The organism is Rhizobium etli 8C-3 (genome assembly GCF_001908375.1).
Classification (GTDB): Bacteria; Pseudomonadota; Alphaproteobacteria; order Rhizobiales; family Rhizobiaceae; genus Rhizobium; species Rhizobium etli_B.
The window spans coordinates 1,124,175-1,139,420 of record NZ_CP017241.1 but is presented as its reverse complement, the minus strand read 5'-3'; the positions used below and the strand labels follow the sequence as shown (position 1 = coordinate 1,139,420).

11 protein-coding genes and 1 pseudogene are annotated in these 15,246 nt (G+C 61.0%); 6 read left to right on the top strand and 6 right to left on the bottom strand.

What is annotated here, in order from left to right; translation table 11 throughout:
* Positions 1-99 precede the first annotated feature (99 nt).
* Positions 100-489, bottom strand: coding sequence for a DUF930 domain-containing protein (locus AM571_RS05730; RefSeq protein WP_074060581.1), 390 nt, complete (start codon positions 487-489; stop codon positions 100-102).
* Between the two features lie 245 nt (positions 490-734).
* Here AM571_RS05730 and AM571_RS05725 point away from each other — a divergent pair, with 245 nt between their 5' ends.
* Both AM571_RS05725 and AM571_RS05720 read left to right on the top strand, forming a co-directional pair.
* On the top strand, positions 735-2,843 hold the full coding sequence (locus tag AM571_RS05725; protein ID WP_074060580.1) for a S9 family peptidase: 2,109 nt from the start codon (positions 735-737) through the stop codon (positions 2,841-2,843).
* Between the two features lie 201 nt (positions 2,844-3,044).
* Positions 3,045-3,568, top strand: a pseudogene (locus tag AM571_RS05720) (DUF1697 domain-containing protein).
* A gap of 223 nt (positions 3,569-3,791) precedes the next feature.
* Here the strand turns inward: AM571_RS05720 and AM571_RS05710 are convergent.
* Positions 3,792-4,421 (bottom strand): TetR/AcrR family transcriptional regulator, encoded by a 630-nt coding sequence (locus tag AM571_RS05710; RefSeq protein ID WP_074060578.1) that lies wholly within the window; start codon positions 4,419-4,421, stop codon positions 3,792-3,794.
* A gap of 207 nt (positions 4,422-4,628) precedes the next feature.
* On the opposite strand from AM571_RS05710, the gene AM571_RS05705 reads away from it, so the two are divergent.
* From AM571_RS05705 to AM571_RS05690, 4 genes are all read left to right on the top strand, one after another.
* Complete coding sequence (locus AM571_RS05705) at positions 4,629-5,585, top strand: homocysteine S-methyltransferase family protein (protein ID WP_074060577.1); 957 nt, start codon at positions 4,629-4,631, stop codon at positions 5,583-5,585.
* A 9-nt stretch (positions 5,586-5,594) separates the two neighbouring features.
* The gene (locus AM571_RS05700; RefSeq protein WP_074060576.1) at positions 5,595-5,837 is read left to right on the top strand and encodes a hypothetical protein; all 243 of its coding nucleotides are present in this window, start codon (positions 5,595-5,597) and stop codon (positions 5,835-5,837) included.
* A gap of 66 nt (positions 5,838-5,903) precedes the next feature.
* A complete protein-coding gene (locus tag AM571_RS05695) occupies positions 5,904-7,406 on the top strand; it encodes a protein adenylyltransferase SelO (protein ID WP_074060575.1) in 1,503 nt (500 codons plus the stop codon).
* 573 nt (positions 7,407-7,979) lie between these two features.
* The gene (locus AM571_RS05690; RefSeq protein WP_074060574.1) at positions 7,980-10,319 is read left to right on the top strand and encodes a glucose/quinate/shikimate family membrane-bound PQQ-dependent dehydrogenase; all 2,340 of its coding nucleotides are present in this window, start codon (positions 7,980-7,982) and stop codon (positions 10,317-10,319) included.
* Positions 10,320-10,589: 270 nt separating this feature from the next.
* On the opposite strand, the gene bla is transcribed toward AM571_RS05690, so the two are convergent.
* The 4 genes from bla to AM571_RS05670 all read right to left on the bottom strand — a co-directional run bounded on the left by bla (position 10,590) and on the right by AM571_RS05670 (position 15,042).
* Positions 10,590-11,480 carry a class A beta-lactamase gene (gene bla, locus AM571_RS05685; protein ID WP_081377035.1) on the bottom strand — a complete coding sequence of 297 codons (891 nt, stop codon included), beginning with the start codon at positions 11,478-11,480 and terminating at the stop codon, positions 10,590-10,592.
* A 76-nt stretch (positions 11,481-11,556) separates the two neighbouring features.
* On the bottom strand, positions 11,557-12,525 hold the full coding sequence (dmeF, locus tag AM571_RS05680) for a CDF family Co(II)/Ni(II) efflux transporter DmeF (protein ID WP_074060573.1): 969 nt from the start codon (positions 12,523-12,525) through the stop codon (positions 11,557-11,559).
* Between the two features lie 20 nt (positions 12,526-12,545).
* Positions 12,546-12,818 (bottom strand): Ni(II)/Co(II)-sensing transcriptional repressor DmeR, encoded by a 273-nt coding sequence (dmeR, locus tag AM571_RS05675; protein ID WP_074060572.1) that lies wholly within the window; start codon positions 12,816-12,818, stop codon positions 12,546-12,548.
* A 394-nt stretch (positions 12,819-13,212) separates the two neighbouring features.
* Complete coding sequence (locus tag AM571_RS05670) at positions 13,213-15,042, bottom strand: phospholipase D-like domain-containing protein (RefSeq protein ID WP_074060571.1); 1,830 nt, start codon at positions 15,040-15,042, stop codon at positions 13,213-13,215.
* Between the last annotated feature and the right edge of the window lie 204 nt (positions 15,043-15,246).

Below are 15,246 nucleotides of genomic sequence, written 5' to 3'. Positions count from 1 at the left end.
TGCTGCCGTCATCGAGCTTTTTCGGAAGAACCGCCACCTAGTGCCCGTCCTGCCAATATCCTTTCGATATCGGCAGCAAGGGGCCAACACGGCAGCCGCTCAATCATACAAGTAATACGTGCTCCACTTTTCCCGCGGCACTTTCTCGCCGATTTCGTATTGCAGTTCGCGCACGTTGATGTGCTGGGGGCCTGTGATGCAGGTGTAGGAGAGGTGATACCAGTCTCCCTGGCTGCGGAAGACGGCGCCGGGGGCTTCGAGCTTGTCGTCGCTGGGAATCGGGTCCTTGAAGGTGTAGGCGATCACCTTGTCCGGTCTGAAGCCGGTCTTGTCCTTGTTGATGCGGCTCATTGCTTCGGTATCGCAGCTCTGTTCGAGGCGGGTGGCGGGATCGAGTTTTTCCAGCTGCTTCTTGATGGCGGGATCGACGGCGAAGGCGCAAGAGGCAAAGCTGACGAGGGACACTGACAGGACCAGACATTTCGGCATTACGGGCAAATTCCTCTTTGTGCTCATGGCAGAATCCGCCCGGTCGTGGCCCTCAGCCCAAGCCGAAACGAGGCGTAAATTCCGCGCGACGGTAGCGGACTTTGTTAAACAATGTGGTGACATCAAGGCAACGTGAGGAAGGCTCCGATTTGCCGCAGGGGTCATCGGCGATCCTTGACGCTTGATCCAGCCCGCCTCCAACTCTATCTCTTCTCCACCCCGCAATTCCGATCCGGAGCCTTTCCTTGCCTGTTTTCAAGAACCTGCCGACCCCGCCCTCAGCCACCAAGAAGCCCGTTTCCGATACCCGCCACGGCATCACCCGATCGGACGATTATGCCTGGCTGCGCGCCGATAACTGGCAGGCGATGTTCAAGGACCCCTCACTCCTCGACCCCGAGATCCGCAGGCACCTGGAGGCGGAAAACGCCTATATGAACGCGGCGATGGAAGATACAAAGCCACTGCAGAAGACGCTTTTTGCCGAGATGCGCGGCCGCATCAAGGAGGACGACAGCTCAGTGCCCATGAAGGACGGCGCTCACGCCTACGGCACATTCTTCGTTACCGGCGGCGAACAGCCGCGCTACTTCCGGATCCCGCGCGATGGCGACTTCAAGGACGAGACGATCCGCACCGTTTTGCTCAATGGCGACAAGGAGGCGGTCGGCAAATCCTACTTCCGGCTCGCCGGCCTCGATCACTCGACTGATCACAGCCGCGCCATCTGGGGCTATGACGACAAGGGATCGGAATTCTTCACCCTTAAGGTGCGCGACCTTGCAACCGGGGCAGACATGCCCGACGTGATCGAGAACACCGGCGGCGGCGGAGTCTGGGCGCCGGACGGCAGGAGCTTCTTCTACTCTGCGCTCGACGAGAACCACCGCCCCTCCAAGGTGTTTCACCACATCATCGGCACGCCGCAGAGCCAGGACCGGCTCGTCTACGAGGAAAAGGATGCCGGCTTCTTCATGAGCGTCGGCGGCTCGCTGCTTGACGATTTCATTTTCATCGACATTCACGACCACGAAACCAGCGAATACCGGCTGCTCTCGACCAAGGATCTGGCGGCGGAGCCGAAGCTTGTCGCCAGGCGCCAGGAAGGCATCGAATATACGCTGACGGAAGGCGGCGATGTCTTCTACATCCTCACCAATGACGGCGGCGCCAAGGATTTCAAGATCATGGAGGCGCCGGTCGACAATCCCGGCAAGGAGAACTGGCGCGAGGTCGTACCGCACAAGCCGGGAACGCTGATCATCAACCACATGGCCTATGCCCGCCACCTGCTATGGCTGGAGCGCAAGGACGGCCTGCCGCAAATCATCATCCGCGATCGCAAGACCGGCGAGGAACACGCGATCGCCTTTGCCGAGGAAGCCTATTCGCTCGGGCTGCAGGGCGCTGCCGAATACGACACCGACGTCATCCGCTTCTCCTATTCGTCGATGACGACGCCCTCGCAGCTCTACGACTACAACATGATGACGCGCGAGCGGACGCTGTTGAAGACACAGGAGGTGCCTTCGGGCCACAATCCGGACGACTACGTCACGCGGCGCGTCTTTGCGCCGGCATGGGACGGCGAGCAGGTGCGGGTCACTCTCCTTTACCGCAAGGATACGCCGCTCGACGGCTCGGCGCCCTGCCTGCTCTATGGCTACGGCGCCTACGGCATCAGCATTCCGGCCGGTTTCAACACCAACTGCCTGTCGCTCGCCGACCGCGGCTTCGTCTATGCCATTGCCCATATCCGCGGCGGCAAGGACAAGGGCTTTGCCTGGTACGAGAACGGCAAGATGGCCTTCAAGACCAATACGTTCAAGGACTTCATCGCCGCCGCTGACTATCTGAATCAACAGAAGTTCACGTCCTACGCGAAGATCGTCGCCGAGGGCGGATCGGCAGGCGGCATGCTGATGGGCGCCATTGCCAACATGGCGCCGGAAAAGTTCGCAGGCATTATCGCCGCCGTTCCTTTCGTCGATGTGCTGAACACCATGCTGGACGACAGCCTGCCGCTGACGCCGCCCGAATGGCCGGAATGGGGCAACCCGATCGAAAGGCGCGAGGATTACGAGCAGATCGCGTCCTATTCGCCCTACGACAACATCAGCGAGAGGGCCTATCCGCCGATCCTCGCACTCGGTGGCCTGACAGACCCCCGCGTCACCTATTGGGAGCCGGCAAAGTGGGTCGCCAAGCTCCGCGACAAGTCTACAAGCGCAGCGCCGGTCCTGCTCAAGACCAACATGGATGCCGGCCACGGCGGCGCCGCCGGCCGCTTCCAGCGGCTGGAGGAGATCGCCTTTGAGTATGCGTTTGCACTCAAGGTAGCGGGGAAGGTGTAGGCGGCGGAAGACGGCACGCACGTTGCCTTCCTTCATTCCTCTCCATTTGACGGCAACCTGACCACGGCGCGCCGGTGCAGTGAATGGCCCTCGTCCTGCGCCTCAGGAACCTGGGCGCGCTGGCGCCTCTGACGAGCACGGATATGAGGGGCGCCGGGCGGGCGCCTGTCCCGATACCGAATCATGAAAGGGAGCAGTCCCATGCCGGTCTATGTAGCGCTGCTTTGCGCCGTGAACGTCGGCGCCACGGGCCGTCTGCCGATGGCGGAGCTCAAGGCGATCTGCGAGGGGCTGAACTTTTCCAACGTCGAGACCTATATCCAGAGCGGCAATGTGGTTTTCAGCTCGGCCGAGACCGAGGCGACGGTCGAAAGGCGGCTGGACGAGGCCTTGGCGAAGAAATTCGGCAAGAAGCCAGGCGTGATGATCCGCAGCCGAAAGGAACTGCAGAAGATCGTCGAGGAGGCGCCCTTTCCCCATGCCAAGCCGAATTTCCTGCTGGTGACCTTCCTGCCCGAGGCTGCCCCCAAGAATGCCCTTGACAATATGGCGGCGCCGGACGGCGAGGAGGCGAAGGTCGCCGGGCGCGAGATCTACGTGCACTATCCGATCGGCTCCGGAAAATCGAAGCTCAAGCTTAAAGCGCTGAACGCGGGAACGTCGCGGAACCTCAAACCGTGCGCAAGCTGGCCGAGATGGCGGCGGCGATGGAAGATGGTGGGTGAGACGTTCCGCAATGTATCTCGAGGCTGCGCCGTGCGCACGCTTCGGTGATATTGTTCCCGCTGGATACGCGAGAGACACCTTCAAACAAGACGTCACTGGCAAAGACGCGCCGTGGCTGGATCACCGTAACAAGCCCGGAGATCAGCGAGAATGTGGAAGGCCCGAGAGCTTCTCTACCGCAAAGCCCCACGCTATGGCCACATCCGCCGCCTCTCGCTAATCCTACGCCCTCGACACCTCCAAGGCGGGCTGGAACAGCAGCTTGACGAACATCCTGAGCATCAGGATCTGCTCGGCAAGCATGTTCGGTTCCTTGAGGGTCTTCGACAGTACGATGCCGCCTTCCAGGACGGAGGAGACCGTGTCGGCGAGCTGGTCGATTTGCACCGGCTCGCGCGGCGTGTAGACGGCTATGATCTCTTCGAACATGCCGCGGAAGCGGCGGCGCCAGGCGAGAACCGCGTTCCTGTTCGTCTCCCGTATCTCACGGTCGAAAAGCCGTTCGTAGTAGCAGACGGTGGCGACGAGGCAGCCGGGATGGCCGTTCGGCAGATCTGAGAGCAGTTCGGACAGAAGCTTGAGGCCTAGCAGGAAGGATTGGAGCGGATCGTCGATCAAGTCGCGGGCGCGGCCGAAGATCTCGTCGTAGATCCGCTCGTCGTTTTCGATGTAGCGTTTGAGCAGTGCTTTCGCGAGCTCGTTCTTATCCTTGAAATGATAGAAAAATCCGCTCTTGGTAATGCCGGTCTCGGCAATCAGCTCCTCGATGGAGGTGCCGCCGAAGCCCTTCAGGAGTACGGCTGCCTCCGCCACATCGAGAATGCGGGTTCTCGTTTCCTCGCCCTTGCGCATCAGCCCCTCCTGTACCGCCGGTACAGTTTTCATCGCGGCTCAACGCATCACCCATGCCGCCTCATCTTCCCAACCGATTGGTTTCAAACGTCAACTCGGGAAATCGCAACCAGTATACCGCAAGCCGGCTAGTTTAGCAGGCTCTAAAAGAGGAGAAATCGCACCTGATCGATCGCGCTGACCGGTCAAACGAGGGCGGACCCACCGATGAGCAAATACAGAGACCGACTGCCGCAGTTAAACGGTGGCACGTTCATCACCGACGGCGGCATGGAAACCACGCTGATCTTCCACGAGGGCATGGAGCTTCCGCATTTCGCTTCCTTTGTCCTTCTCGCCTCGCCGGAAGGACGAAGGAAGCTGAAGGAATACTACGGGCGCTATCTCGATATCGCACGGCAGCACGGCATCGGCTTCGTGCTCGACACGGCGACCTGGCGCGCCAACGCCGACTGGGGCAACAGGCTCGGCTATTCACCGCAAGCGCTGAAGGCTGCAAACGAGGACGCCGTCGAATTGCTCGCCGGACTTAGAGGCGAATACGAGCGGCCGCAAATGCCAATCGTCCTCAGCGGCGCGATCGGCCCGCGCGGCGACGGCTACAAAGCAGGCGCGATGAACGCTTCAGAAGCCGAAGACTATCACGGCGCCCAGATCGCGGCTTTCGCCGGGACGGAGGCGGACATGGTAACGGCCTTCACGCTCACCAATATCGACGAGGCGATCGGCGTTGCCCGCGCCGCCAAGGCCCATGGCATGCCGTCGGCGATCTCCTTTACCGTGGAAACGGATGGTAGGCTCGTGACCGGGCGCAGCATCCAGGATGCGATCGAAACGACGGATTGGGCGACCGGCGGCGCCCCAGTCTATTATATGATCAACTGTGCGCATCCGACGCATTTCGAGGCCGCACTTGATCATGACAGCGGCTGGGTGAAGCGCATCTACGGCATCCGCGCCAATGCCTCGATGATGAGCCATACCGAGCTCGACGACAGCGAGATGCTGGACGCGGGCGACCCGATCGATCTCGGCAACCGCTACCGGAGGCTATTGTCGCGCATGCCGCATCTGCGCGTGCTGGGCGGCTGCTGCGGCACCGATCACCGGCATGTTACGGCAATCTGCGAAGCCTGCCTACCGCCGCAAGCAGTGAGCGCATGAGGTATAATAATGGTTTTGATCCAACAATGGCGGCCGAGCCACCTGCTCCAGGAAGCAGTGCGTTATGCTTTCAGCCACAAGCACAAGCATCAGCACGAAGCCTTCGAGCTTTTCGATGCTGGGCTGATACCCTTTGAGGGCCTCGACGGTCACCTGTTGCAGGACATCGGCATCGGTCCGAATGGGTATCATGCGCATGTTGCCGATCAGCCAGCCGTTCCCGACAAACCAGGGCCGGTTCATGCTTCTTGACCGCCGGCAGATGTGCAGGCTGCCGTGCGGCTTGCATGCTCGGCTGCACGGCCCTACCTATGGCCTATGACCTCTGTTCTTGAAAAAGCTGCGCCCGTGTGCGCCTTTCCATTCGACAACAGCTATGCGCGGTTGCCGCAGCATTTCTTCGCGCGGCAGGAACCGTCCCAGGCGGCCGAGCCGTGGCTGATCAAGCTGAACGAGGAACTCGCCGCCGAACTGGGCCTCGATGTGGATTTGCTGAGGCGCGAGGGTGCGGCGATTTTTTCCGGCAATCTCTTGCCGGAAGGCGCCGAACCGCTGGCCATGGCCTATGCCGGGCACCAGTTCGGCGGCTTCGTGCCGTTGCTCGGCGACGGCCGCGCCATCCTGCTTGGCGAGGTGATCGACCGCAACGGCAAGCGACGGGACATCCAGCTGAAGGGCGCCGGACAGACACCGTTCTCACGCCGCGGCGACGGGCGTGCAGCACTCGGGCCGGTGCTTCGCGAATATATCGTCAGCGAGGCGATGTATGCGCTCGGTATTCCGGCCACACGGGCCCTTGCCGCAGTTTCGACCGGTCAGCCCGTTTATCGCGAAGAGGTGCTGCCGGGTGCGGTCTTGACCCGTGTTGCGGGTAGCCACATCCGCGTCGGCACCTTCCAGTTCTTCGCGGCCCGCGGCGATGCCGACGGCATCAAGGCTCTCGCCGACTATGTGATCGAGCGGCACTACCCGGAGCTGAAGGCTGCCGAAAATCGATATCTTGCGCTCTACCAAGCGATCTGCGAGCGGCAGGCGGCGCTGATTGCCCGCTGGCTGCATGTCGGATTCATCCACGGCGTGATGAATACCGACAACATGTCAGTCTCCGGCGAGACGATCGACTTCGGGCCGTGCGCCTTTATGGATACATATGATCCTGCAACCGTCTTCTCCTCGATCGACCATCACGGTCGCTATGCCTATGCAAACCAGCCTGGCATCGGCCAGTGGAATCTTGCGCGCCTTGGCGAGACGCTGCTGCCGCTGATCGATGTGAATCAGGACACGGCTGTCGAACGCGCCAACGACGTCATTACGGATTATGGCAAGCGGTTCCAGGCGCATTGGCTTTCCGGCATGCGCCGCAAGATTGGGCTCGTCTCGGAAGAGGACGGCGATCTGGACCTGATTCAGTCGCTGCTGGCGCTGATGCAGGAGGGTAAGGCGGATTTCACGCTGGCCTTCCGGCGGCTTTCTGCGCTTGGCGGCGACGATGCGGTCGAGACCGCCTTTACCGCGAGCTTCCGCGAGCCGGAGGCCTGCGGCGAATGGCTGGCACGCTGGCGCGAGCGGCTGCGGCGCGATCTGCAATCACCTTCCGAACGCGCAGAGGCGATGCGCAAGGTCAACCCGGCGTTCATCCCGCGCAATCACCGCATCGAGCAGGCGATCGTTGCCGCAACCGACGATGGCGACTTCACGCTCTTCGAGACGCTGCTGACGGTTCTTTCCAAGCCTTACGACGACCAGCCGATGTTTGCAGCCTATATGGAGCCGCCGAAGCCGCAAGAGCGGGTGCTGCAGACGTTTTGCGGGACGTGATATTTCTCCGCGCAGCGCCTGGTCAGACCGGCCGCGACATGAGATGCGCGAATGCTGCCTGGCATCTGGCGGAAGGCCGAAGCGACGCATAGTTAGGGCCTCCACCCCAGCCGCATCCCATGCCGGAGCGGCATCGCAGTTCCCGTCTCGGATGATGCAAACGCATACGACGCCTGCGCGTGTCTTGAAAACGAGAAGCCGGGTTTGTTGTAGCTTCCCGCTTCGGTAGCCAAGAAGCAGAAAGGACAGGCGCCTTGAGAAGGTGAGCAATCCTCACCTTTTTCATTCCTGTGCTTGCCAGTAGAATCCAGCCATAGCGCGTTTCATCGTGAAATGACTGGCGCTCAAGGAGGTGCCTGTTGCACCATGGCGCCTGTCGGCCACCTCCGGCAAGATGGAGAGGGGATGGCCGCCACGAGAAGCGTTGCATGCGAGCCGATACCGCCGGCCATCCATGCCTTCCTGCGTCAAATGTGGCCATTGAAGGACAGTCCCTTCGCCCTAAGTCGCTGATTCGGCGGAATTGTCCCCATCCCACCATGCCCAGCTCACCTTAGCGGGAGACCGGCTTTTATGGCGATCGTTATAACTTCCATCCTCTTTCTTATCATCGGACTGGCTCTCAGCGGCGGGGGGCTTTGGCTCGTGATGCTCGGCGGCAGCGTCTTCTATTTGTTTGCAGGATTGATGTTCCTCATCACCGCAGCGCTACTTTTCATGCGCAACGCCGTGGCGCTCTGGGTCTATGCGGCGCTGGTTGCCGTAGCGCTTGTCTGGGCGGTGTGGGAAGCCGGGTTCGACTGGTGGCAGCTCGGGCCGCGCGGCGGAATGATCATTCTGCTCGGGCTTTGGCTGCTGACGCCGCAGATCCGGAGGCCGCTCGGCTTTTCGAGCCCGAGCGGCCTTCCCTACCCTGCCAATCCTTGGCCACTCGCCGTGCCGGTGATCATCGCCATTCTCGTTGCCGGTTATTCGATGACGACCGATCCGCATGATCTTGCCGGCGATCTTCCCGACGAGGTCGTGGCGGCCGCGCCGCGCTTCGGCGGCAATGTGCCTGACGGCGAGTGGCACCAATATGGCCGCACGCCTTTCGGTCAGCGCTATTCGCCGCTCGACCAGATCAACAAGGATAATGTGAAGGATTTGAAGGTCACCTGGCAGTACCAGTCCGGCGACGTGAAGCGGCCGGACGACGTCGGCGAGACGACCTATCAGGTGACGCCACTCAAAGTCGGCGAAACGCTCTATCTGTGCACACCGCACAACTGGGCGATCGCGCTCGACGCCAAGACCGGGAAGGAGAAATGGAAATATGACGCCAACTCCGGCATGAACCCGGACCGGCAGCACCAGACCTGCCGCGGCGTGACCTACTATGCCGATCCGGCCGTCGCCGCCGGCCAGCCCTGCGCCGCGCGGGTGTATCTACCGACCTCCGATGCGCGGCTTATCGCGCTTGATGCATCCGACGGCAAAATCTGCGAAAGCTTTGCCGACAACGGCGTGCTCCAGCTGGAGACCGGCATGAAATACAACCCGGCCGGCTATTATTACTCCACCTCGCCGCCGGTCGCGGTCGCCGGCAAGCTCATCATTGGCGGGGCGGTCAACGACAATTATTCTACCCAGGAGCAATCCGGCGTCATCCGCGCCTTCGACATCAACACCGGCGCACTCGTCTGGAACTGGGATTCAGGCAACCCGGATCAGACCGCACCACTTCCCGAGGGCCAGACCTACGTCACCAACTCGCCGAACAGCTGGTCCGTCTTCAGTGTCGACGAAGGGCTTGGCTCCGTCTATATCCCGCTCGGCAACCAGGTGCCGGACCAGCTCGGCATGAACCGCAGCGCCAATGTCGAAAAATTCTCCTCCTCCGTCGTGGCACTCGACATCAATACGGGCCAGCTGAAATGGGTGCAGCAGTTCGTCCATCACGACCTCTGGGATATGGACGTACCGGCCCAGCCCGTTCTCGTCGACATCACGAAGCCGGACGGCAGCGTCGTTCCCGCTCTCGTCGCCCCCACGAAGCAGGGGGACATCTACGTCCTCGACCGGCGCACCGGCGAGGCGATCATTCCCTTCAAGGAAATCCCGGCACCGGGCGGTGCGATCCCCGAGGACCACACAGCGCCGACGCAGCCGATCTCCGACCTCACCTTCTCACCCGATCCGCTGAAGGAAAAGGACATGTGGGGGATCACGCTCCTCGACCAGCTCGCCTGCCGCATCGCCTTTCACCGTTACAAATACGAGGGCCGCTATACGCCGCCTTCGATAGGGGGAACGATCGTCTATCCGGGCAATTTCGGCACCTTCAACTGGGGCAGCGTCGCGGTCGATCCGGAGCGGCAGATCATGTTCGGCATGCCGACTTATCTCGCCTTCACCTCAAGGCTCGTTCCGGCCGCCGAGGTTCCCCCGCGCGGGCAGGACGAAAAGGGCAGCGAGCAGGGACTGAACCGCAATGACGGGTCGCCCTACGGCGTGTTCATGGGACCGCTCCTCGGCCCGCTGCAAATCCCCTGCCAGGCGCCGCCATGGGGCTATGTCGCGGGCGTCGATCTGCGGACCGGCAAGATCGCCTATATGCACAAGAACGGCACCGTGCACGACATGACGCCGCTGCCGCTACCCTTCAAGGTCGGCGTGCCGGGTATCGGCGGGCCGATACTCACCAAGGGCGGCATCGCCTTTCTCGGCGCTGCCGTCGACAACTACCTTCGCGCCTACGACGCCACCAACGGCAACCAGCTCTGGCAAGCGCGTCTGCCCGCCGGCGGCCAGGCAACGCCGATGACCTATACGACCAGCGACAACAAGCAATATGTCGTCATGGTTGCCGGCGGGCATGGGTCGGTGGGAACAAAGCCCGGCGATTACGTGATCGCTTATACGCTGCCGTAGGCAAAAGCTTTGGCGCCTGTGGTCTGCCTGCAATCTTTAAGGAGAGTCTTTCGATGGAAATCAGAAGTAGCCTGAGGAACGCGATCGAAAAGCAGATTGCCCGGCCAATCAAACACGAGTTATCCGGCATCAACGGGGCGGACTATACGGGAGCCCCGCTTATCGAGCCCAGTCCACGATCCGAACGAAAAACCGCATTGAGTTCGCAAAATGATTCAAGACGATGCGTCTTAGATTCATATCTCCGCCGCATCGTCTTGAATTCGCTGATTATCCCGCCATGCCCGCGACGATCTTCGCGACTTCGACAAAGACGAGGTTCAATTCCTTCACCGGCGCCCTCGCCTCGGCGATATAGGCCGTCACGAGGACCGGGCCGCGGCCCTTCGGCCAGATGATGGCGATGTCTGCAGCGCTACCATTGTCGCCAGTGCCGGTCTTGTCGCCTACCTTCCAGTCTCCCGGCAGACCGGCGCGAAGACGCGCATTGCCGGTGGTGTTCGCCAGCATCCATGCGATGAGCTTTTCGCGTGAAGGCTCGGATAGCACTGAGCCAAGCGCGACGTTGCCGAGCGTGTCGAGCATCGCGTCCGGTGTCGTCGTGTCGCGCGGATCGCCTTTCTTGCCCTCGTTCAGCGCAGTCTCCCAGCGATCGAGGCGGGTCGCGCGGTCGCCGATCGAGCGCAACCATTTGGTGAGCGCCTTCGGACCGCCGACGCTTTCAAGCAACAGGTTGCCGGCGGTATTGTCGCTCAGCGTAATCGCCGCCTTGCAAAGATCGCCCACACTCATCCCCTCCCCGCCGACGTGTTTTTCCGTTTCCGGCGAGTAGGAGACGAGCTTGTCCCGGTCATAGATCACGCGGCGCTCGAGATTCTCCTCGCCCTTGTCGACGCGCGAAAGCACCATGGCCGAGGCGAGTACCTTGAAGGTGCTGCACATCGGGAAACGCTCGGTTTCGCGATAGCCAAGCGTGACCTTTGTTTCGGTGTCGATGACGGAAACGCCAAGCCTGCCGCCGGTGCGCTTTTCGAGCTCCCCCAACCGGCGCTCAATGTCGTCGTCGGTTTCGGAGGCGCGGGCGAATGAGGCAAGGGAAAATGCGGGAAAGAGCATCGCCGCCTGCAAGATGGTGCGGCGATGGATCGAAAAGTCAGTCATTAAGTCACTCCGGCTCAATCAACGACAAAGAGCTAGGCTGCGATTGTGGCACCTTGTCGTCGCCTTTGCGGCCTCATCAGGCCGCCTGCAATTGCGTGACCTCGACGGTCACATGCGAGAGCTCGTCCAGGCTTTCGAGCTTCGCCCTGTAGAAAGCAGGCTCGCGAGGCTCGGACGTCGCGACGGCGACGATCGCGGCGTGATGGCCGGGGCCGACCTGCCAGACATGCAGGTCCGTGATGCGGTCGCCGCCGGTTTCGATCACCTTGCGGATTTCGCCGGGCAGTTCCTCGCCTTCCGCGATCGCATCGAGCAGAACGCGGCCGGAGGACTTCATCAGGCCCCAGGCCCATTGCGCGACGATGAAACCGCCGACGATGCCCATCAGCGGATCGAGCCAGATCCAGCCGTAAAGGCTGCCGAAGGAAAGTGCGGCAATCGCAAGCACCGAGGTCAGCGCATCGGCGAGGACATGGGTGTAGGCGGCGCGCATGTTGTTGTCGATGCCCCCGCCGTGGTGGGAATGGTCCCGGTGATCATGATGCGTGTGATGGCCGTGATGATGATGATGATGGTAGCTGTGCCCATGATGAGGGCCGCTATCCTTCAACAGCAAGGCGCTGACGAGATTGACTGCAAGGCCGATGACGGCGACGCCGATCGCCTGGGCGACGCTGATGGGGACCGGGTTGGCGAGGCGCAAGGCGCTCTCCCAGGCCATCAGCAGCGCGATCATCGCGAGAATGATGGCGCTTGCGAAACCCGCCAGATCGCCTAGCTTGCCGGTGCCGAAGGTAAAGCGCGGATTGCGAGCCTGCTTGCGGGCATAGAAATAGGCAACGGCTGAGATCAGAAGGGCACTGGCATGCGTCGACATGTGCCAGCCGTCGGCGACGAGCGCCATGGAGCCGAATAGGGTGCCCGCGCCGATTTCAACGACCATCATCACCGCCGTTAGCGCGATCACGAACCAGACGCGGCGCTCGTTGCGCTCGTGGCCAGCCCCGAGGAAGACATGGTCGTGTTCCAGCGTTTGTGTGCTCATCGCGGTCTCCTTCGATCTCTTCAGCGGATATAGGTTCGCAGCACTTGCGAAATTTCCTCGACCGCCTCTGCGCGGGCCTTCTCGTCGGCCGCATGCAGCACGTGCTCGTGCAGGTGATCCTCCAGCACCTCGCCGGTCAGCCCGTTCAGTGCGCCCCGGATCGAGGCCAGCAGCTGCAGGATGTCGCCACAGGGGCGCTCGGCCTCCAGCGCGCGCTCAACCGCTTCCAGCTGACCCTTGAGGCGGCTGACACGGGCGATGAGTTTTTTCTTCTGACGAGTCGTGTGCGACAAGGAGTGCATTCCTTTTAATATAGGGGGGTATAGTATGGGTAGCTACGAAAGGGAAGCATGTCTTTGGCATGTGACATTCGACGGACAACAGGAAAGACCATGTTGCTGACTGGCGCGGATACGAGGTGTGCGTTTAGCCGATCCATTTCGACACGTCGGCATACAAGCTGGTGATCCTTCGGGGGCCCCTGCGACTTCGCTTCGCCCTCAGGATGAGGGCAGTGCCGCTGGCGCCGTCGATCAGCCTTCATCGTGAAGTGCGGAAAGACCCCAGGGCGCAGCCTCGAAGAACGAGGCGGGCGATGGGTATGGTTTCCTTGCACATCAACCGGATTGATGAGCCCGCACCTTGGGCGGCACAGCATCCTGGGATATTCTATCCGTTTCCAAAACGTTACAACGTCTTCGCACCAGCCATCTTGGTGAACACCTGCACGCGCTTCCAGCGCAGCGTGCCGGGTCTGTATTTCTTCAACCACTCCTGGGTCTCGCTCTCGTCCAGGAAGAGGCTTGCACTGGTGTCGGCCGAGGCATTCGCTTGCCCGTCGCTCCGCCCGGCCATGACCTCCTGGATCGAGCGGAAATAATAGTGGTTGAAGAGCCGGTTGAACTCGGTGAAGTAGATGTCGGCCACGCGTTCGCTGCCGCGGATCAGCAGCATATTCTCGTCGTTGTCGTTGGTGGACGCTTCTGAAAAATTCGCCGAACCGGACACGACGATCGGGTCGGCCCCGAGCGGGTCCTTCAGCAGAAATTTCGAGTGGACGTAAGCCACATGCTGGTTGAGCCCGAGCGCCCGGGCATTGGTTTCGCGCGTCCACTGGTAGAGCGGATCGCGCAGGAACGATCCCCATGCCTGATAGACGTTATGTTTTGCATTCAGCGGCACGAATGGCTCGCTGGCTCGCGGATTGGGCTTGTCCTGCTTTTCCAAGAGCAGGAAGATCACGGGCCGCTGCGGCATTTCGGCTTCGGTGTTGTTGACCAGCGCCGTCTTGAATTTCTTGCCGATTCCAAAGGCAAGCGTGATGCCGCCGTAATCAGTGGCAGAATCGAGTGCGTCGACATACATGTCGAGCACCTTGCTTCCCGACCGCGGACTGAAGACGCTCGTTACACCTTTGGCAATATCCTCCCAGTCTGCCGGTATCGGCGCCAGCGCCATCACGGCGTCGCGATGGGCCTTGCGCTTGGCATCGGATACGGCTCTCGTTTCGCCCTCGACTGCGCCCGGATCGCTTTCAAGTGTCCTCCAGTAAGCCTCAAAGGCCGCAGCAACGTCCGCATTGCGCACCCAATGGCCGACATTCGTCTGCCCGTGAATGCCGCCCGGCGACATGTTGGTCGAGCCGGTCCAGACTTCCGCCGGCTTCTGAGCAGCACCTCTCACCAGGACCATGAACTTGTTGTGCTGGATGTTGTTCGGATTGTTTTCCCGCCATCGGGCTATCGCCGTCGCCGGAAGCCCGGCCTCTTCGACCATGGCCCTGTTGTCCTCGCGCGGAAAACTCGGATGGAACTTGCCCTTGCTGTCGGTGTGTTCATTGATCTTCCCGTCGAGAATGAGCTTTACCACCACGCCGCGGTCGATGGCGGCCTTAAGGCGCTTGGCGACCGGCAGATAGCGGAATTCGTAGAAACATCCGAGGAGCCTGTCGCCGGCCTGCGCTTGATCGATGAACCTGAACAGCGCCTCGTCGAGATCGCGGCTCAGCCATTGCAACGCTTCAAGACGCTTCTGCGCCGGCTGCAGATCGTCAGGGCTTTCGTTGCCGAAGCGGCGTTGATAGGCCTGGCTACTGGCAACGCCGCGGTTGAAGAAGATATCGTGTTCAAGCTCCGTGAAGAGCGGCTCGGTCCTGACCACGATCTTCACTGGCGGCGCGCTGCGGTCGATGTTCTTCGGCTTGCCTTTCAGCGGATAGAATAAATACTCATACCGCCGGTCCGGCTTTGCCGTGAAGTCGTCCCAGACGAAACTCTGTACCGGGTGATCGTAGGTCGTGACGACCGTTTTTTCGTCCGGCTGCGGGATGACGCTTGCGAAGACCTTCATGCCATAGACGAAATACCGCTGGTTTTCGGTGGGGTCGTGACGCTCGACTGCGAAGCCCAGCAGGCCTTTCGTATCGGCGTTCTGGTAGTCGACGGCGAATGAGATGGTGTTGACACCGGTGACCGCGAAAATGCGATATCCTTCAACCTCATTGGAAACGAAACGCATCATGCCCTCCGTAAAAGCGTTCGTCTGGAATTATCGATTTTCTACATAAAGCTGCAGAGATACTCTACACAACTTATCAGTAGCGGATGACGCCCCATTGACAAATTGCGCGTTCTGGAGAATCTATCGCGCATGATCAACAACGCGCACATCACTCGCACGTATTTTTGGCTGTACCTGTAAAGGCGGCCGGACAGATCATAT